General features: G+C 71.3%; 17 protein-coding genes. 6 read left to right on the plus strand and 11 right to left on the minus strand.

The features are described from left to right. Window positions 1-2: 2 nt before the first annotated feature. The 3 genes from ACZ4O3_RS03710 to trhA form a co-directional block, all read right to left on the minus strand. Window positions 3-644: a TetR/AcrR family transcriptional regulator gene (locus ACZ4O3_RS03710; RefSeq protein WP_362714401.1), complete on the minus strand. Its 642-nt coding sequence runs from the start codon at window positions 642-644 to the stop codon at window positions 3-5. Then, window positions 641-2,215 (minus strand): MFS transporter, encoded by a 1,575-nt coding sequence (locus ACZ4O3_RS03715; protein ID WP_467721039.1) that lies wholly within the window; start codon window positions 2,213-2,215, stop codon window positions 641-643. Before ACZ4O3_RS03715 ends, ACZ4O3_RS03710 begins: the two co-directional genes overlap by 4 nt. Window positions 2,216-2,328: 113 nt before the next feature. Next, a complete protein-coding gene (gene trhA / locus ACZ4O3_RS03720; protein WP_467721040.1) occupies window positions 2,329-3,045 on the minus strand; it encodes a PAQR family membrane homeostasis protein TrhA in 717 nt (238 codons plus the stop codon). A 367-nt stretch (window positions 3,046-3,412) separates the two neighbouring features. Here trhA and ACZ4O3_RS03725 point away from each other — a divergent pair, with 367 nt between their 5' ends. After that, window positions 3,413-5,236, plus strand: a complete 1,824-nt coding sequence (locus ACZ4O3_RS03725; RefSeq protein ID WP_467721041.1) for a phosphoenolpyruvate carboxykinase (GTP) — start codon at window positions 3,413-3,415, stop codon at window positions 5,234-5,236. A 261-nt stretch (window positions 5,237-5,497) separates the two neighbouring features. Here ACZ4O3_RS03725 and ACZ4O3_RS03730 read toward each other — a convergent pair whose 3' ends face one another. The 6 genes from ACZ4O3_RS03730 to ACZ4O3_RS03755 all read right to left on the minus strand — a co-directional run bounded on the left by ACZ4O3_RS03730 (window position 5,498) and on the right by ACZ4O3_RS03755 (window position 11,831). Beyond that, window positions 5,498-6,100: a hypothetical protein gene (locus ACZ4O3_RS03730; protein ID WP_467721042.1), complete on the minus strand. Its 603-nt coding sequence runs from the start codon at window positions 6,098-6,100 to the stop codon at window positions 5,498-5,500. Continuing rightward, on the minus strand, window positions 6,087-7,625 hold the full coding sequence (locus ACZ4O3_RS03735) for a vWA domain-containing protein (RefSeq protein ID WP_467721043.1): 1,539 nt from the start codon (window positions 7,623-7,625) through the stop codon (window positions 6,087-6,089). Before ACZ4O3_RS03735 ends, ACZ4O3_RS03730 begins: the two co-directional genes overlap by 14 nt. Further along, entirely contained in the window at window positions 7,622-8,821 is a 1,200-nt protein-coding gene (locus ACZ4O3_RS03740) for a toxic anion resistance protein (RefSeq protein WP_362714421.1), read from the minus strand. Before ACZ4O3_RS03740 ends, ACZ4O3_RS03735 begins: the two co-directional genes overlap by 4 nt. Before the next feature lie 30 nt (window positions 8,822-8,851). Further along, window positions 8,852-9,928 (minus strand): hypothetical protein, encoded by a 1,077-nt coding sequence (locus tag ACZ4O3_RS03745; protein WP_467721044.1) that lies wholly within the window; start codon window positions 9,926-9,928, stop codon window positions 8,852-8,854. A 199-nt stretch (window positions 9,929-10,127) separates the two neighbouring features. Next, window positions 10,128-10,535: an SCO4983 family protein gene (locus ACZ4O3_RS03750; protein ID WP_467721046.1), complete on the minus strand. Its 408-nt coding sequence runs from the start codon at window positions 10,533-10,535 to the stop codon at window positions 10,128-10,130. Window positions 10,536-10,619: 84 nt separating this feature from the next. Continuing rightward, on the minus strand, window positions 10,620-11,831 hold the full coding sequence (locus ACZ4O3_RS03755) for a pyridoxal phosphate-dependent aminotransferase (protein ID WP_362731851.1): 1,212 nt from the start codon (window positions 11,829-11,831) through the stop codon (window positions 10,620-10,622). Between the two features lie 147 nt (window positions 11,832-11,978). Between ACZ4O3_RS03755 and ACZ4O3_RS03760 the strand changes: the two genes are divergently transcribed. Both ACZ4O3_RS03760 and ACZ4O3_RS03765 read left to right on the plus strand, forming a co-directional pair. Then, the gene (locus tag ACZ4O3_RS03760) at window positions 11,979-12,644 is read left to right on the plus strand and encodes a hypothetical protein (protein WP_467721047.1); all 666 of its coding nucleotides are present in this window, start codon (window positions 11,979-11,981) and stop codon (window positions 12,642-12,644) included. Window positions 12,645-12,864: 220 nt separating this feature from the next. Further along, window positions 12,865-13,716: a trypsin-like serine peptidase gene (locus ACZ4O3_RS03765; RefSeq protein WP_467721048.1), complete on the plus strand. Its 852-nt coding sequence runs from the start codon at window positions 12,865-12,867 to the stop codon at window positions 13,714-13,716. A gap of 61 nt (window positions 13,717-13,777) precedes the next feature. Here ACZ4O3_RS03765 and ACZ4O3_RS03770 read toward each other — a convergent pair whose 3' ends face one another. Both ACZ4O3_RS03770 and ACZ4O3_RS03775 read right to left on the minus strand, forming a co-directional pair. Then, on the minus strand, window positions 13,778-15,394 hold the full coding sequence (locus tag ACZ4O3_RS03770; RefSeq protein ID WP_467721049.1) for an N-acyl-D-amino-acid deacylase family protein: 1,617 nt from the start codon (window positions 15,392-15,394) through the stop codon (window positions 13,778-13,780). Window positions 15,395-15,402: 8 nt separating this feature from the next. Then, window positions 15,403-16,683 carry an amino acid deaminase gene (locus ACZ4O3_RS03775; RefSeq protein ID WP_467721051.1) on the minus strand — a complete coding sequence of 427 codons (1,281 nt, stop codon included), beginning with the start codon at window positions 16,681-16,683 and terminating at the stop codon, window positions 15,403-15,405. Between the two features lie 196 nt (window positions 16,684-16,879). On the opposite strand from ACZ4O3_RS03775, the gene ACZ4O3_RS03780 reads away from it, so the two are divergent. The 3 genes from ACZ4O3_RS03780 to ACZ4O3_RS03790 are packed head-to-tail and all read left to right on the plus strand — an operon-like array spanning window position 16,880 to window position 19,083. Then, on the plus strand, window positions 16,880-17,902 hold the full coding sequence (locus ACZ4O3_RS03780) for a sugar kinase (protein ID WP_467721313.1): 1,023 nt from the start codon (window positions 16,880-16,882) through the stop codon (window positions 17,900-17,902). After that, the gene (locus ACZ4O3_RS03785) at window positions 17,899-18,660 is read left to right on the plus strand and encodes an IclR family transcriptional regulator (RefSeq protein ID WP_467721052.1); all 762 of its coding nucleotides are present in this window, start codon (window positions 17,899-17,901) and stop codon (window positions 18,658-18,660) included. Before ACZ4O3_RS03780 ends, ACZ4O3_RS03785 begins: the two co-directional genes overlap by 4 nt. Before the next feature lie 12 nt (window positions 18,661-18,672). After that, window positions 18,673-19,083: a RidA family protein gene (locus ACZ4O3_RS03790; RefSeq protein ID WP_362723514.1), complete on the plus strand. Its 411-nt coding sequence runs from the start codon at window positions 18,673-18,675 to the stop codon at window positions 19,081-19,083. Window positions 19,084-19,114: the final 31 nt, after the last annotated feature.

Below are 19,114 nucleotides of genomic sequence, written 5' to 3' on the forward strand. Positions count from 1 at the left end.
CCTCAGGGTTTTTCCGGCGGCAGACCGTGTTCGATGACGTTCAGGGCGCGGTCGACGAGATCCTTGAACTCGGGCTCGTGGTCCTGCTCCGCCCAGTACATCGAGGTCTCCATCAGCCCGCCGACGATGGACATCGCGTAGACCCGCACCTCCAGGCTCTTCGGGTCGCGCCCGGTGCGCTCGCCGATGGCCTGGCAGAGCAGCCGGCCGGTCTCCGACATGCTCTCCATCATCCGGGAGCGCACCGCCGGCACCTCGACCATCAGGCGGGTGCGCAGCCGGGAGACCGAGTGGGCGTCCTGCATGCCGAGGGCGACCGCCCGGTGCATCACGTGGCGCAGGGACTCCGGCCACGGCTCGTCGGCGGGCCGGGCGCGGAGTTCCTCCAGGATCAGCGGGTCGTACTCGTCCGTGAGGACGATGTCCTCCTTGGTCGGGAAGTACCGGAAGACGGTCGACGGCGACACCTCGGCCCGCTCGGCGATCTGCTCGATCGTCGTGGCCTCGTACCCCTGGTCCTCGACCAGCGCGTACATCGCCTCGCGGATCGCCTCGCGGGTCTTGATCTTCTTCCGTTCGCGCAGGCCGAGCCGGGGGTTGTCGGCCGGGGAGAGGGAGGGGTGCGGTGCCGTCATGCTGGTCATTGTCCGGCATCGGCGGCGACCGGGGCCACGGCCGTGCCCTCGTTCCCTTCCTGGTCGGTGGGCCGGTCGGGCGGGGTGTGGGGCAGGAACGCGGCCGCCAGCAGCGAGGTGGCCAGCGCGGCGATGCCGCACACCAGCAGGACCAGGCCCATGCCGTGGACGTAGGCGGCGTCCGCGGAGGCGGCGAGCCGGGCCGAGCCGGTCTTCCGGGCGACCAGGTGCGCGGCGACCACGGACTCGCCGGCGGTGTGGCCGAGTGCGGCGGGCAGGCCGGTCACGCTCAGACGGTCGCGGAAGGTGCTCGCGAGCAGGCTGCCGAGCAGGGCGATACCGATGGCACCGCCGACCTGGCGGGTGGTCATCAGCAGTCCGGAGCCGCTGCCGGCCCGGTCGGCGGGCAGGGCGGCGAGGGCGCCGTCCATGGAGGGGACCACCGAGAAGCCGAAGCCGAGGCCCGCGACCGACAGCCACAGCGCGGTGTAGCCGTAGCCGGAGTGCACGGTCGTACGGCTGCCGAGGATCGCGGCGAAGGCGAGGACGACCAGGCCGGTGGCGATCACGGCGCGTGATCCGAAGCGGGCGACCATCGCTTCGGCGCCCCGTGCGGCGACCAGCAGCCCGCCCATCATGGGCAGCAGCCTCAGGCCGGTGCCCAAGGCGTCGTTGCCGAGGACCGCCTGGAGGTAGGGCGGCAGCACGAACAGCAGGCCGGACAGCACGAACATCACCAGCGTCGCGGCGAGGGTGTTGAGCAGGAAGCCGCGGTGAGTGAGGAGGGTCATGTCGAGCATGGGGCGCTCGACCCGGCGTTCCCGCACCACCAGGCCCGCGACGAGGGCGGCGGAGGCCGTCAGCAGGGCCAGGACCAGCGGGTCGCCCCAGCCGCGGTCGGGGGCCTCGATGATGGCGTAGATCAGGGCGCCGAGGCCGGTCGCGGTGAGCGCGGTGGACAGGACGTCGACCTTGGGGGAGGCGGGGTCGCTGGTCTCGGGGAGCAGGAAGACGCAGGCGGCGACGCCGATGGCGGCCATCGGGACGTTGATCAGGAAGACCGAGCCCCACCAGAAGTGGTTGAGCAGGAAGCCGCCGATGATCGGGCCCAGCGGCAGGCCGAGTGCCGAGGCGGCGGAGACGATGCCGACGGCCCTGGTGCGCTCCTGCGGTCCGAACAGCGAGGGCAGCACGGACATGGCGAGCGGCATCACCAGTGCCGCGCCGACGCCCATCACCGTGCGGGCGGCGATCACCCAGCTCACGTCGTCGGCGAGGGAACCCACCAGGGACCCGGCGAGGAAGATCACCAGGCCGGTGACGAGCATCCGGCGGCGGCCGAAGCGGTCGCCGAGGAGTCCCGCCGGGAGCATCAGCGAGGCGAAGACGACGACGTAGGCGTCCGCCATCCACTGCTGCCGGCTGGTGGTGGCGCCGAGCTCCCCGGCCATGGTCGGGAGCGCCACGTTGAGGATCGTCGTGTCGAAGCCGAGCACCAGCATGCTCGCGACCAGGGCGCCCAGAGCCCACCAGCGGCGGGGATCCCGGTGGGTCTCTTCAAGCTGAGTGACAGTAACCATGAAATGAGAGTAGCTCTCAAAAGTTATTGCCTGTCAATCGGGAGTCGATGTCGGGACATGAGAAAAGCGGCCACGGCTGGGGAGCCGTGGCCGCTCGAAGAGGGCGGGTGGGACTACGCGTGCTGGTAAGCCACCAGGGAGATTCCCACGTAGTGGACGACGAACGCGGCCAGTGTGAAGGAGTGGAAGACCTCGTGGAAGCCGAAGTAGCGCGGTGACGGGTTCGGGCGCTTGATGCCGTAGATCACACCGCCCGCGCTGTAGAGAAGACCGCCGACGACCACCAGGACCAGCACGGCGATGCCGCCGGTGCGCATGAAGTCGGGCAGGTAGAAGACCGCGGCCCAGCCCATCGCTATGTAGCAGGGCGTGTACAGCCAGCGAGGGGCGCCGACCCAGAAGACCCGGAAGGCGATGCCGGCGGCCGCCGCGGCCCAGATACCCCACAGCAGCCACTGTCCCTTCGACGCCGGCAGGAGCAGCAGTGTCAGCGGGGTGTAGGTGCCCGCGATGATCAGGAAGATGTTGGCGTGATCGAGTCTGCGCAGCACGCCGTCCATGCGCGGGCTCCAGTTGCCCCGGTGGTACAGCGCGCTCACGCCGAACAGCAGACATGCCGTCAGGGCATAGATCCCGCAGGCGACACGGCCGCGCGGTGAGTCGGCGAGGGCGGTGAGAACGAGGCCCGCGATGAGTACGGCCGGGAACATGCCCAGATGCAGCCAGCCACGCAACTTGGGCTTGACCTGGTGCGACAGGGAGGAGAGCGCGGTGGAGCCGCGGCCGGCGGCCGCCGTGTCCGTGGGCGCGTCGGGGACGGGCGCAGTCATGCACCGCATCGTACCTACGGAACCGTAAGTCACGGATCAGTCTCGGCCGATGACGGGCCAGGAGTGGCCATCGTCTCACGGCCCCCCTGGCCGGTTCCGGTCGCCGGGCAAAAAGACCTTGCGGCGAACTCAATGTGGACGCAAAGAAACGCAGGTGGGCGCCGAGACCGTGGCCTTCCTCACGTCGCTCATCTGTGACTCCCTCTGGACAGATGGGTGATCGAGTCGGAGGATCAAATGAGTGCGGTCGGCACCGGATGAGCGCCAGACGGTCGATGACCGCGAAGCATCCGGGTCGCAGCCCCCACGGGGCGACAAGGTCCCCAGTGGACCATAAAGATCAAAAATCCCTCATTTAGGAGCAATCGTGGCGCGCGACATCGCGGCTCCCACCGGCATCCCCACCAAGCACCAGGAACTGATCTCGTGGGTCAACGAGATCGCCGAACTGACGCAGCCGGACAGTGTGGTCTGGTGTGACGGATCCGAGGCCGAGTACGAGCGACTGTGCGAAGAGCTCGTGGCGAAGGGCACCTTCAAGAAGCTCGACCCGATCAAGCGCCCCCACTCCTACTACGCCGCCTCCGACCCGACCGATGTCGCCCGGGTCGAGGACCGCACCTTCATCTGCTCCGAGGAGGAGAAGGACGCCGGCCCGACCAACCACTGGAAGGCTCCCGCCGAGATGCGCGAGATCTTCTCCGGCGAGAAGGGCCTGTTCCGCGGCGCGATGAAGGGCCGGACGATGTACGTCGTCCCGTTCTGCATGGGCCCCCTCGGCTCCCCGCTCTCCGCGCTCGGCGTGGAGATCACCGATTCCGCGTACGTCGCCGCCTCGATGCGCACGATGACGCGCATGGGCCAGGCCGTCCTCGACGAACTCGGTGACGAGGGCTTCTTCGTGAAGGCCGTGCACACCCTCGGCGCCCCGCTGGAGCCCGGCCAGGCGGACGTCCCCTGGCCCTGCAACCAGACCAAGTACATCTCGCACTTCCCCGAGTCCCGCGAGATCTGGTCCTACGGCTCCGGCTACGGCGGCAACGCCCTGCTCGGCAAGAAGTGCTACGCCCTGCGCATCGCCTCCGTGATGGCGCGGGACGAGGGCTGGCTCGCCGAGCACATGCTGATCCTCAAGCTCACTCCTCCGCAGGGCGAGTCCAAGTACGTCGCCGCGGCCTTCCCGAGCGCCTGCGGCAAGACCAACCTCGCCATGCTGGAACCCACCGTCTCCGGCTGGAGCGTCGAGACCATCGGCGACGACATCGCCTGGATGCGGTTCGGCGAGGACGGCCGGCTCTACGCGATCAACCCCGAGGCCGGCTTCTTCGGCGTCGCACCCGGCACCGGTGAGCACACCAACGCCAACGCGATGAAGACGCTGTGGGGCAACGCGGTCTTCACCAACGTGGCCCTCACCGACGACAACGACATCTGGTGGGAGGGAATGACGGAGGAGCTCCCGGCCCACCTCACGGACTGGAAGGGCAACGAGTGGACGCCGGCCTCCGAGACGCCGGCCGCCCACCCCAACGCCCGCTTCACCGTGCCCGCCGCCCAGTGCCCGATCATCGCGCCGGAGTGGGAGGACCCGCGGGGCGTGCCGATCTCGGCGATCCTCTTCGGCGGCCGCCGCGCCACCGCCGTCCCGCTGGTGACCGAGTCCTTCGACTGGAACCACGGCGTGTTCCTGGGCGCCAACGTGGCCTCCGAGAAGACCGCCGCGGCCGAGGGCAAGGTCGGGGAGCTGCGCCGCGACCCGTTCGCGATGCTCCCGTTCTGCGGCTACAACATGGGCGACTACATGGCGCACTGGATCGACGTCGCCAAGGACAAGGACCAGTCGAGGCTCCCGAAGATCTACTACGTCAACTGGTTCCGCAAGAACGACCGGGGCGCCTTCGTCTGGCCCGGCTTCGGCGAGAACTCCCGGGTCCTGAAGTGGATCGTGGAGCGGCTGGAGGGCAAGGCGGAGGGGGTGGAGACGCCGATCGGCGTGCTGCCCACGCGTGAGTCCCTGGACACCAACGGGCTCGACCTGGCCGACGGCGACCTCGACTTCCTGCTCACCGTCGACAAGGAGATCTGGCGCGAGGAGGCCGCGCTGGTCCCCGACCACCTGAACACCTTCGGCGAGCACACGCCGAAGGAGCTGTGGGACGAGTACCGGGCGCTGGTGGAGCGCCTGGGCTGAGTACCGCCTCCTGAAGACTCCGCGGCCGGTTCGGGATGTGCCCTGACCAGCGATCGTCACGGCCGGCCGCGGTGCGGACCGGCGAGGCCGCGCACAACGGCGTGTGCGGCCCTGGGCCCGCCGTTCCCGTCACTTCCCGTCCGCCCCGACGGGGGCGGGGGCGGCGGGCCTTCGCCTGTCGGGTGCGGCGCCGTCCTGGCTGATCGCGCTCACGCGGCGGAGCCGCATATCGATACGGTCCCGCGCCCCTTCAAGGGCCCTTCAGCTGCCCCTGCCCTCCAAGTAGCGGGTATGCGTCTCCTGGCGTCTGGCTTCCGCGTCCCTCAGCCCCGCTGCCAGGCCTTCGGCCTCCTCCGTCAACACAGTCAGCTGACGCTCCAAGTGCTGCTCCGGGGGCTCCTGGCCCGGGGTCAGGCGGGTCCACCATCTCGTCCGGACGAAGCTGTCGACCGCCTCCGGGATGTCCTGCCGTACCGTCCGGGACAGCACGTGGACGCCCTCCGGGTCCTGGGCCAGCAGCTCGGCGGCCCGGCCCGGGTCCAGCAACGCGGCCAGCAGGCCGGTGAGTTCGCCGAGCCGGGACTGGGCCGAAGCGGGCAGGCCGACCTCCGACAGATAGGTCTCCAGCTTCCCGAAGTCGGCCCGCACCCCCTCCAGTTGCGCGGACGGCGTCGGGAAGTCCGGCAGCGGCGGCCGCTCCGGCGGTGCGATCAGCGCGCCCGCGCCGTACAGGCCCGCCACCACCACTGGCCAGTAGGGGCCCGCCACGCCGGTGAAGGTGAGGACCAGGCCGAGGAGGCCGCCCGCCGACCCGGTGAGGTTCTTGCGGGACTCCAGGTAGCCGAGGAACCTACTGGTAGCCACGGATCTCCTCGAAGGCGCCGTCCAGGGAGCCCTGCTGGGCGTCGAAGAGACGGCCGCCGGTCAGGTCGGCGACGTGCTGCAGTTCGGCGCGGGAGGAGTCCCCGAACAGGATCGGGAAGACGGGGATGTTCCGCTGGGCGGCGGACAGCCCGCGGTAGAAGTCGTCGAACGCGCCGGCCTTGGCACCCGTGGTGTTCTCGCCGTCCGTCATCAGCACGATCGAGGTGAAGGCGTCCCGGTCGGTGCGCAGCCTGTCGTACGCCTTCTCCAGTGAGGTGTAGATGGCGGTGTTGCCGTCGGCCCGCAGGGCGTCGGTGTCCTCGCGGATCGCGTTCAGGCCGGTGTCCGGGTCGGCCGGGTCGACGACGTGCGTGCTGACGTTCTTCACGTTCGAGCCGAACGGCATCAGGGTGACCTCCTCACGGTCGCGGAAGTCGCCCGTGAGGTCGGTGAGGGCCCTCTTCAGGCGGGCGAGACGGTCACCCTCCATCGAGCCCGAGGTGTCCAGGACGTAGACCGTGCGGGACGGCCGGCGCAGTTCGTTCTCGTACGCGGAGATCAGCCCGTCGGCCACCGACCTGCTGCCCGGGAACGGGAGTTCACGGCGGCGCGAGGTGTCGAGACCGGCGGCCGGGGGCACCGAGGCGACCACCGGGCGGCGGTGGGTGGTGTCCGTGATGAGCTTCTGCACGGCCGTCGTCCGCAGGTCCTCGGAGACCCTGCGGACGTCCTCACGGGTGTCGGCCGAGGAGGCGGCGAGCGAGGAGAACGGGTAGTCCGCGGTGAGCACGCCGTCGCTGGGGCGGATCACGGTGAGGCCCGGGATGCCCTTGAGGACGGACTCGTAGTTGAGCAGGGCGTCGACGTCGCCGCGCCGCCGGTAGGCGGAGGCCAGCCAGCCGGAGGAGCCCGACGTCAGGCTCTGGCCCTGGAAGAACCTCTTCAGCCGCGGGGTCGCCCTGGCCACGTCGGTGTCGGTGAGCGCCGACTGGGCGCCGGAGAGCGCGGAGGCCACCGAGACCAGGGTGGAGAAACCGGAGTTGGAGCGGGCCGGGTCGGTCATGCCGTAGGTCAGCCGGCCGGTTTCCACGGCCTGTTCGACCTGGGACCAGGTGACGTCGGCCGGCTTCCAGCCGAGGGAGGCGACGGTGGCCGTCTTCACGCCGATCGCGACCGGGCTGGACATGACCGAGGTCTCCGAGACCACCTTCTCCGCCGCCTCCGGGCGCAGCCGCAGATAGTCGTCGGAGGACAGCCACAGGGCGTCGTACCTCCCGTCCGTCCTGCCCTCCGCGACCAGGTCGACGGCGTCCAGGGTGCCCATGTAGGTGGGGCGGACCGTCACCCCGGTGTCCCTGCGGACCCGGTCGAAGACGGCCGTCATGTCGCTGAGTTCGGAGGAGGCGAGGACGCGCAGGGTGCCGGGTCTCGGAGCCGTGGCACCGTCGTCCTGGTGGCTTTCGGAGGTGCACCCGGTCAGCAGGGCGGCGGTGGCGAGCAGGGTCAGCAGAGGGCGTCTGTTCATGCCGCACCGCCCTCCAGCGCGCCCTTGGCGCGGCTGCGCTCCAGGTAGGCACTGGCCGACTGGAGTTCGTCGGTGAGGGACTGCACGGTGTTCGCCATCACCTCGGTCGCCTGCATCTTGTAGGTGTCGATGGCGTCGAGGGTGCGGTAGATCTGCTGGAAGGCGGCGCGCAGCGTCTCGGCGCCGACCGCCGGGTCGGCGGCGATCCGCTGGATCTCCCCGCTCTGGCCCGCCAGCATCTCGGCGTTGCCCCTGATGAGGTCCTCGGTCGTCCCGCGCAACGCGTTGACCTGTTCGATGACCTTCTTCTGGTTGTCCAGCGCGGAGGCCAGCATCACCGAGATGCGCAGCGCCGACACGGTCGTGGTGGCGGCGCGTTCGACGCCCTTGATCAGCTCGTCGTTGTTGCGCCGTACGACGTCCATCGCGAGGTAGCCCTGCGCGGACACCGCGAGCTGGGTGAGGAGGTCCTGGTGCTTCTGCCGGACCGGGAAGAGCACGTCCGCGCGGAGCGCGTCGGCCTCCTGGAGGTCCGGGTGCCGGCCGATGTGCTGCTCCACGGCGTTGTCCAGGGCCTGGGTGAGCACGACGTACTCCTGGAGCTTTCCCATGGTCTCCCAGAGCCGTACCCGCTCGGTCTGCAACGCGGCGTTGTCGCGGCGGAGTTCGTCCTGTCCGCCGCGCAGCGACCCCACGATCTTGTTCAACGTCCCCTGCGCGGAGGCGTACTTGGCGACGTGGTCGCGGAGCTTGTTGCCGCCGGGCAGCCGGGACAGGAACCTGCGGCCCTTGCCCGCGGGCAGGTCGCGCGGGTCCAGGTCCTCGACGACCCGGCGCAGTTCCACCAGCGAACCGGCCACCTTGGCCTGGGCGTCGCCGTCCTTGCCGGGCAGGCTGCGCACGGCCCGCTCCAGCATCCGGTTGGACTGCGAGGCGGCGCTGCGCATCTCGCCGGCGCCGAGCGCGGTGATCTCGCCGACCTTGCCGGCGAACTCGGGTGACCGCGCGTCCAGGGCGGCGAGGTCCCGGACGTACACGGAGGCCTTGTGCGCCATGTCGGTACGGACACTCTCGTCGACGGGCACGAGTCCGCCGGCCTTCTCCCGCGGCACCGGCGCGACCGCCTCGGGCGGGGTGAGGGTGAAGACGTCCTCACCGCTCAGCGTGGGCGGGTGCTGGCCGCCGTTCGGCGTCATCTTGTCGAAGTTGCTCACAGGATCCCCCCGTCAGCCGCGCGCCCGGCGGGCCATCTCGTGCAGCACCGCGGAGGTGGGCACGGGCGCCTGCCGGACGCCGGTCAGTGTCTGGTTGAGGTACGCGGCCCGGTCGGCGGTGGCCGTGACGAACTCGGCGGAGTCGCCCTGGGGCCGGAAGCCGTGCTTCACGGCGAGCTTGCGCAGGGTCGGATCGGTGCTGAGGAGTTCGCCGAGCTGCCGGCCGGTGTCGTCCATCGGCACGATCGTGTGGTCGCTGTTGACCGTGGTGTCCGGGTAGAGGACCACCAGGTCGTCGGCGCCGTGCTGTTCGGCCAGCAGCGAGACGACCTGTGACTCGTACAGGCACACCAGCGGGTTGCCGGCACCGCTGATGAAGTCCCGGAAGACCGCGTCGCTGCTGGGCTGCTGGGCGCCCTGCACGCTGACCAGCTTGTGCAGCAGCGGTGCCGTCCTCGCGACGTCGGCGTCACCGGCCACCACCCGGCCGCCGTTGGCGACGTAGGAGGTGGCGGCGAGGTAGAGGGCACCGGAGTTGGAGGTCTCCGGATCGGTGCTGGTGATGTACAGCGTCCCGGTCAGCTCGCCGTGCGCCGTGGCCCCCTTGAGCTGCTGCCAGGTTTGGTCGCGGCGGGCGGCGTCCAGGTAGGCGGCCATCTTCAGGGTGCCCCTGCCCTTGCCGTCGAGCACGGCGAGGCCGTTCGCCGTCAGTACCTCGGCGGCGCTGCGGTGGGCCACCACCACGAGGGGCGAGTAGAAGGGCCGGGGGAGGGGCTGGCGGGCATGGTACTTCGCGGCCAGCTGGTCGGCGGGTGCCGAGCTGGAGGGGAACGCGAAGTCATAGCCCTTCAGGTCCAGGCCGTCCATGGCCCAGGACCCCGACGCCTCCGTCTTCACGGTGTAGCCCCTGGTGGCGAGGGCCTTCACCACATCGGGATCGGCGAAGAAGTCCGACTTCTCCGAACCGATCACACCACGCACGGTCTTCGTTGCCGTGCCCTTGTCGCCCCCTTGCCGGCCTGCGACGACGGCAGCCACCACGCCACCGATCAGCAGCACCGCCAGGACGATTCCCGCGATACGTCTCACGCGGGGGAGCGTGCTCGCGGAACCCCACGTTCCTGGGCGACGGGGGTGAACGAGGGGTGAATCGGACGTCCCGGATTACAACGGGGGGACGAGAGCCGATCAGCGGTGCGGGAAGGGAGGGGCGGGACGGGGAGATGTGGCAACCCGGTCCGCGCGGGGTTCAGGGGGCGCGCGGACCGGGGCCGTCCGGGGGGTGGGGTCAGGCCGTCGGGGCGAGGCGGGTCGCCGCCGCGTGCGCGTCCATGCGCTCCGCCGCGAGGATCGCGGCCGCGGTGTCCGCCCGGGACGCCGCGACCACCAGCGCGCGGCCGGCCAGCGCGTGCGCGCGCTGGTGCAGGAGTGCCGGCCGGCCCGTGGCGGCCGGCGACGCGCGGACCGGCTTACGTCCGTCCCGCAGCCGGGTCACCTGCTCCGCCAGCCGGGTCGCGGCGGCGTCGAGGTCGGTGGACGGCGTGAGGCCGCGCAGTTCGTCCGTGACGGCGAGCAGCGCCGCGAGATGTCCGGCGAGCTGGATGTCCAGCTCCTCCTCGCGCGTCCGGTGGGGGAAGTCGGAGGGCGGGCCGGCCATCGTGCTGTGCACCGACTTGGTGCGGATCGGTTCGTACATGGGAGATGGCCTCCTGTGCTGTCAGGAAGCCATCCTACCTTGGATCTGGTCTAAAGTTGACCCGGTTCACGGTCCGTGGTCCGGCTACGGCTGCCCGTAGCCGTCCAGGAAGCGGCCGATCCGGGTGATCGCGTCCCGCAGGTCACCCGCCGACGGCAGGGTCACCACCCGGAAGTGGTCCGGCTCCGGCCAGTTGAAGCCGGTGCCCTGGACGACCATGATCTTTTCCTGCCGCAGCAGGTCCAGGACCATCTGCCGGTCGTCCTTGATCTTGAAGACCTGGGGGTCGAGGCGCGGGAAGAGGTAGAGGGCGCCCTTGGGCCGGACGCAGGTCACGCCGGGGATCTGGGTGAGCAGCTCGTACGCCGTGTCCAGCTGCTCCTTCAGGCGGCCGCCCGGCAGCACCAGGTCGTTGATGGTCTGGCGTCCGCTGAGCGCGGCGACGACCCCGTGCTGGCCGGGCATGTTCGCGCACAGCCGCATGTTCGCCAGGATCGTCAGGCCCTCGATGTAGGAGTCGGCGTGCGCGCGGGGGCCGGAGACGGCCATCCAGCCGACCCGGTAACCGGCCACCCGGTAGGCCTTGGACATGCCGTTGAAGGTCAGTGTGAGCAGGTCCGGGGCGATCGCGGCGGTCGGGGTGTGCGTGGCGCCGTCGTAGAGGATCTTGTCGTAGATCTCGTCCGAGCAGACCAGGAGGTTGTGGCGGCGGGCGATGTCGGTCAGCCCGCGCAGCATCGCCTCGTCGTACACCGCGCCCGTCGGGTTGTTCGGGTTGATGATGACGATGGCCTTGGTGCGGTCGGTGACCTTGCGTTCGACGTCGGCGAGGTCGGGCATCCAGTCGGACTGCTCGTCGCAGCGGTAGTGGACCGCGGTGCCGCCGGAGAGGGAGACGGCCGCCGTCCACAGGGGGTAGTCCGGGGCCGGTACGAGGACCTCGTCGCCGTCGTCCAGCAGGCCCTGCATCGCCATCACGATCAGTTCGGAGACGCCGTTGCCGATGAAGACGTGCTCGACGTCGGTCTCGATGCCGATGGTCTGGTTGTGCATGACGACCGCGCGCCGGGCGGCCAGCAGGCCCTTCGCGTCGCCGTAGCCGTGCGCCGTGGAGACGTTGCGGAGGATGTCCTCCAGGATCTCCGGCGGGCAGTCGAAGCCGAAGGCGGCGGGGTTGCCGGTGTTGAGCTTGAGGATGCGGTGGCCCGCGGCCTCCAGCCGCATCGCCTCCTCAAGAACCGGGCCCCGGATCTCGTAACAGACGTTGGCGAGCTTGGTCGACTGGATCACCTGCATGCCGGTGAGCTTACGGTGCGGTAATCCTCGTCGCGTCGTGTTGTCCACCACGTGGGACATGGAGAGTCGCGTGGCGGGTGCCGACGGTTTGGCCTGTTATCGCCGGTAGCTGTCTCATCGGCCTCTTCCCTCCTAGAATCCGCGTCCATGCCGAGACCTGCCGACGAAGAGACCGGGCCCTCTCACCTCTACCGCCCCGAGGGCGAACCGGCTCCCGCGTACGAGGAGTTCAGGGATCCGGCGTCCGCGCACGGCTGGCTCAACGCCTACGACGAGACGAGCGAGCTGCCCAGGATCGCCCCCGCCGCACCCGAAGGACCCGGGCCGGGACGGGCGGACCGGCGGCGGGCCGCCCGCGACACGCCGGGCCGGCGTTCGAAGCGGGTCGCCGTCGCCGTGGGTGCGCTGGGAGCCGCTTCCGTGGCCGCCCTGATCGCCGGTCTCGCCGTCCTGCCTTCCTCCTCACCCGCTCCCTCCTCGTCGTCGGACGGCGCGCGGGACGACCGGAGCGATGCCGGGCGCACGGCGGACGGGGCGCCGGTGGGGGAGCCGGACGGGGCGGGCCCGAGCGGTGCCCCGGCCGCGGCGGCTCCGGTCGTGGACGGGGCGACGGCCGCCCGGACCCCCGCGCCGGTGAGCGCTCCGCCGTCCGCCGGCGTGCCCACGCCCACGAGCGCCCCGCCGTCGCCCGCCGTCTCCCGCGGCGCCGTCGTCACGCCGTCGGCGACCGCGCCCCCCACGCCGTCGGCCCGGGGCACCTGGACCTGGCGGCCGGGGCACGGGCACGGCGGGGGCGGCGGCCACCACCGCTGAGCGGCGGACCGTTTTCCGGCCACGTCCCGCTCGCCGCGCGATCGGCCCGACGAGCCGACCAGAAGCAGTGGTTCACCGTCATCCCGGTCGGCAGGCCCCAACAGGTCCGGCCGGAAACTGCGTGTTGTCCCCGCGTCTTGATGTGCCGAAAATGTGCATGACAAGAATGCGGGTGACCGGAAGATCTCCGGTCACCCCGTCGTCCAGAGGGGACCCCCACATGAACAAGCCTCTCGTCGCCGCGCTCGCCTCCCTGGCCATCACCGGGATGGGCGTGGTCCCGGCGGTCGCCGCCCCCACGGCCAGGGCCGACGCGCAGCCGAAGGCGGCCGCCGCGGTGACCGTCAACTTCGCCGGCACCGTCTCGCTCAGCAACTGCTCCGGCTCGGTCATCCGCTTCCCGAACTCCGCGGACTCCGACCCGGCGCTGGTGCTGACCAACGGACACTGCCTGGAGACCGGCTTCCCCGAGCCCGGCGAGGTCATCACCGGCCAGTCCTCCAGCCGTACCTTCGGCCTGCTGAACTCCGCCGGCACCAAGGTCGCCACGCTCCGCGCCAACCAGGTCGTCTACTCGACGATGACCGACACGGACGTCACGATCTACCGCACCACCACGACGTACGCGGCGATCAAGAACTCCTACGGCATCAGCCCGCTGACCGTCAGCGGGACGCACCCCGTGGCCGGCACCGCCATCAAGGTCGTCTCCGGGTACTGGAAGACGATCTACAGCTGCAGCATCGACGGGTTCGTGTACCGGCTGAAGGAGGGCGACTGGACCTGGAAGGACTCGGTCCGTTACACCTCCGCGTGCAACACGATCGGCGGGACCTCGGGCTCACCGGTGATCGACACCAGCACGGGGCAGGTCGTCGCCGTCAACAACACCGGCAACGAGGACGGGGAGCGGTGCACCGTCGACAACCCGTGCGAAGTGGACGCGAACGGGAACGTCACGGTGCGGCAGGGCATCAACTACGCGGAGGAGACGTACATCATCCCGGCGTGCTTCACGACGGGGAACGTGCTGAACCTGAGCGCGAGCGGGTGCACGCTGCCCAAGCCGTAGGGGAGCGGACGCCGTTGTCGGGTGCGGGTGTGCGGGGCTGGTCGCGCAGTTCCCCGCGCCCCTAAGGGCAATGGGGTGCACGTCGGACGGAACGTCCCGCGAGTTCGTCGGTTCTCCGACCGTCCTCCATCACGAAGCGGCCGTCGATCAGGACGTGCGGGATGCCCGTCGGGAGGCGGCGCGGGTGCTCGAACGTCGAGCCCGCGGCGACCGTCTCCGGGTCGAAGAGCACGAGGTCGGCCCGGTAGCCCTCGCGGACGAGTCCGCGGTCCGGCAGGCGCAGCCGGGCCGCGGGGCGGGCGGTGAGGTGGGCGACGCACTCCTCCAGGGAGAGCACCCCCAACTCCCGTACGTAGTGGCCGAGGTAGTGCGGGAAGGTGCCGTACGCGCGGGGGTGGGGCTTGCTGCCCTGGAGGATGCCGTCCGAGCCGCCGGTGTGGACCCGGTGGCGCATGATCGCGCGGACGTTCTCCTCGTGGCCGACGTGCTGGAGGATCGAGGGGGCGAGCCGGTCCGCCAGCAGCAGCCCGCGGGCCGTCGTCCACGGGGTCTCGCCGCGCAGCCGCGCCGACTCCTCGACCGTACGGCCGACGAAGTCCGCCAGCGCCGGGTCGGACACCCCGGAGATCTCGATCGTCTCCCACTCGATGGGGACGCCGTGGCAGCCGTCGGAGCCGAGCGACTCCATGTGGTGCCGGATGCGTTCGGACGTCTCGTCGTCCGCCAGCCGGGCCAGGACCGCGTCCGGGCCGCCCTCGTTCGCCCAGCTCGGCAACATCGCCGCGAGGGTCGTGCAGCCGGGGGTGTAGGGGTAGGTGTCGAGCGTGATGTCGGCGCCGTCCGCGAGGGCCCTGTCCAGCAGGGACAGCAGCTCGGGCGCCCGCCCCTTGTTCACGCCGAAGTTCATGGTGGCGTGGGCCAGGTGCAGGGGGCAGCCCGCCTCCCGGGACAGCGCCACCATCTCCTCGTACGCCTCCAGGGCGCCCGCCCCGTAGGAGCGGTGGTGCGGGCAGTAGTAGCCGCCGTAGGACGCCACCACCCGGCACAGCTCGGTCAGTTCGGCGTCCGCGGCGTACATGCCGGGGGTGTAGGTGAGGCCGGACGACATGCCGACCGCGCCCTGTTCCATGCCCTCCGCCACCAGCCGGCGCATCCGGTCCAGCTCGGCCGGGGTCGCCTCGCGGTCCTCCCAGCCGACGGCCAGCGCGCGGACCGTGCCCTGGGGGATCAGATAGGCCGCGTTGACGGCGACGCCCCGGTCCAGCCGGTCCAGGTACTCGCCGACCGAGCGCCAGTCGAAGTCGACGTCGTCGCCGTGGCCGTTCCAGCCGGCGACGGCCCGGCGCACCTCGGCGAGGGTGCGGTCGTCGACCGGGGCGTACGACAGCCCGTCCTGGCCCAGGACCTCCAGGGTGACCCCCTGCGCGGCCTTGGCGCTGTGGTCCGGGTCGCGGAGCAGGGCCAGGTCGCTGTGGGCGTGCATGTCGATGAAGCCGGGGGCGAGGACCAGGCCCCCGGCGTCCAGCTCGCGCGTCGCGCGCGGGCGCTGGCAGCCGGCCGCCGCGGCCTCCTTGACGACGGCGGTGATCCGGCCGTCGTCGACGACCACGTCCGCGCGGTACGAGGGCGCGCCGCTGCCGTCGACGACATCGGCGTCCCGGATGACCAGATCCTCCATGACCCCTCCTAGAAGAACGTGCGGACGTAGTCGACGACGGTGCCGTCCGCCTCGACGACGGGGATCAGCTGCCACTTGTCGAACGACGTGCACGGATGCGAGAGGCCGAGGCCCACCCAGTCCCCGACCTGGACGTCCGCCTCCGGGGCGGTGGCGAGCCAGGCGTGCTGGTCGGACAGGCCGGTGACCGACACTCCGGTCGCCGGGCGCTCGGTGCCGTCCCGGCGGATCGCCTGCGCGGACGGGAGGTCCAGGTCGTAGGCCGCGTCCCGCTTGCCCGCGTTGGCGAAGGCCTGCCCGGCTGAGGGGCGGGAGACGATCTGCGCCCACAGCCGGAGGGCCGGCTCCAGCGCGCCCTCCTCGGGGACGCGGTTGAAGGGGGTGACCTCCCGGTAGCGGCCGTCGTCGTGCGAGACGTAGGCACCGGACCGCAGCAGCTTCAGTACGGGGAGGGAGAGTCCGGGGATGCCGGCGAAGACGTCGGCGACCGCGTCGAACCAGGCGCTGCCGCCCGCGCTGACGATGATCTCGTCGGTGCCGGCGAACCGTCCCGCCTCGTCGAAGCCGACGGCGAGCGCGACGAGCCGGCGCAGATAGGCGTGCACCCTCTCGGGGTCCGCCCGCGGGACCTCGCCCTCGTACCCGGCGACCCCGACCAGCCGCAGCGTGCCGGCCGCGGCCACCGCGTCCGCGACCGCCGCGCACTCGGCCTCGCCGCGGACGCCGGTCCGGGCGCCCTCCCCGGCGGCCAGCTCCACGACGACGTCGACCGGACGGGAGCCGTTGCCCTTCAGCGCCGCGTCCATCAGCTCCACCCCGCGTACGGAGTCGACGTAACAGACGAACCGGAACTCCGCGTCGCGGTCCAGTTCGGCGGCGATCCAGCGCAGCGCCGGGGCGTCCACGAGCTCGTTCGCGAGGAAGATCCGCCGGGTGCCGAAGGCACGGGCCACCCGTACCTGGTGCGGGACGGCGAGCGTGATGCCCCACGCACCGTGCTCGGTCTGGCGCCGGAAGAGCTGAGGGGCCATGGAGGTCTTGCCGTGCGGGGCGAAGGCGAGGCCGTGCCGTGCGGTGTACGTCTCCATGAGCGCGAGATTGTGCTCCAGGCGCTCTGCGGACAGGGTCAGCACGGGCGTGGCGAAGCCGTCGGAGAAGAGGTTGCGGCGCTGGGCGGTCAGCTCGCCGACCGTCAGGCCGTCGGCGTCCGGCGGGAGGCCCTTGAAGCGGTGGTCGACGCGTTCCTCGGCGAGTCGGGCGAGTGCGTCGGTGCCGGTGTCGAAGGACACGGAGCCTCCCTGATCCAGTCGGTTGCATTCTCTGCAACGTCCATTGCGTATATCGCTTACCGCTGTCTAACATCCACGCCAACGCCGGGTCAATGGAGCCCGCAGCGACCCGAGACGAGGAGCCACGACCATCGTGAAGGCCACGGACGCCGCCGACGCCGCACACGCCGTGGACGTCGTCGCGCTCGGCGAGTCCATGGTGACGTTCCTGCCCAGCCGGCCGGGGCGTCTCGCGGACGTGCCGTCCTTCGACCGTGGGATCGGCGGCGCGGAGTCCAACGTGGCGTGTGCGCTGGCCGCCGCCGGCCACGCCGTGCGGTGGGTCAGCCGGGCCGGTGCGGACGGGTTCGGCGATCACCTGGTCGAGACGGTGGCCTCCTACGGCGTCGACGTCGGGTGTGTGGACCGTGATCCGGTGCGTCCGACGGGGGTGTACTTCCGCACCGCGGGGGACCGGGCGACGGATGCCCATGAGGTCGCGTACTACCGGGCGGGGTCGGCGGCATCCGCGATGTCGGCACGGACGGTGGATCTGGCGGCGGTGCGGGCGGGGCGCGTCCTGCACCTGTCGGGGATCACGGCCGCGCTGTCCGGCGGCTGCCTGGACCTGCTGCGAGAGCTGACCGCTCCCGCCGAGGGGCGCCCGGTGGTGTCCTTCGACGTCAACTACCGCCGTGGACTGTGGAGTTCGGGGAGCGGGCCGGATGTGCTGCTGGAGCTGGCGCGCCGGGCCGACATCGTGTTCGTGGGAGAGGACGAGGCGGAGGAGGCGTGGGGGGTGACGGGCGGGCCGGAGGCCGTTGCCGAACTGCTGCCCGAGCCCGGTGTGCTGGTGGTGAAGCAGGGGGCGGCGGGGGCCACGGCCTTCGTGTCGGGCGCGGGCGCGCTGCCGGCGCCGGTGAGCGGACCCCCCGCCCCGGCCTCCGCCTTCGAACCCGCCCCCGTCGTCGACGTCGTCGCCCCCGTCGGCGCCGGGGACGCCTTCGCCGCCGGGTTCCTCTCCGGGACCCTGCGGGGCCTGCCCCTGCGGCGGACGCTGCGGCTCGGCCACCTCTACGCCGCCGCCGTCCTGACCGCGCCCGCCGACCTCGCCCGGCCCCCCGCCCGCGACACCGCGGACCGGCTGACCGCCCTGGACGCCGGCGCGTGGGAGAGACTTCGACTCGGCCCCGGCTGGACCGAAGCCGACGCGGCCGAAGAGGAGGTACGCACCCCATGAGCCAGACCGTCGACCGGGCGCTCAGCATCCTGCCGCTGCTCGCCGAGGGCCCCGCCGACCTCGGCCGGGTCGCCGAGCGCCTCGGCGTGCACAAGTCGACCGCGCTGCGGCTGCTGCGCACCCTCCACGAACACGGGCTCGTCTACCGCCAGTCCGACCAGCGCTACCGCCTGGGCGCCCGGCTCTTCGCGCTCGCCCAGGAGGCGATGGAGAACCTCGACGTCCGCGAGATCGCCCACCCCCACCTGGCCCGGCTCAACGAGGCCTGCGGGCACACCGTGCACCTGGCCGTGTTCGAGGAGGGCGAGGTCCTCTACATCGACAAGGTCGAGAGCCGCTACCCGGTGCGCATGTACTCGCGGATCGGCAAGCCGGTGGCCATCACCGTCGCCGCCGTCGCCAAACTGCTCCTCGCCGACCTGCCCGAACCCGAGCGGCGCGCCCTCACCGACAAGCTCGACTACCCCATGTACACGGCCCGTTCGACACCGCACGCGGAGGCCTTCCGCAAGGAACTGGCCAAGGTGCGCGAACAGGGCTGGGCCACCGACCTCGGTGGCCACGAGGAGTCCATCAACTGCGTCGCGGCCCCCATCCGCGGCGCCGACGGCCGGGTCGTCGCGGCGATGTCGGTCTCCGCGCCCAACGTCGTCGTCACCGCCGACGAACTCCTCACCCTGCTCCCGCAGGTGCGCCGTACGGCGGACGCGATCAGCGGTGAGTACTCCGGCAGAACCCCGATCAAGGAAGCCCCCTAAGGAACCCCCCTGATGACCGAGAAGATCGCGCTCACCCCCCGGACCCACACCACCCCGCCCGCCAAGTTCTCCCACGGCGTGCGGAAGGGCAACATCCTCCAGGTCGCCGGCCAGGTCGGCTTCCTGCCCGCCGAGGAGGGCAAGCCCCCGACCCCGGCCGGTCCGGCCCTGCGCGAGCAGACCCTCCAGACCCTCGCCAACGTCAAGGCGATCCTGGAGGAGGGCGGCGCCTGCTGGGACGACGTGATGATGATCCGCGTCTACCTGACGGACGTGGACCACTTCGCCGAGATGAACGGCATCTACAACACCTACTTCGAGGAGCAGGGTCTCACCGCCCCGCCCGCCGCCCGCACGACCGTCTACGTCGGTCTGCCCGCCGGCCTCCTCATCGAGATCGACGCCCTCGCCGTCCTCGGCTGACAGGCCGTCAAAACCCGCACGCCGTACGTCT

This window comes from Streptomyces sp. NPDC026515, assembly GCF_055567595.1.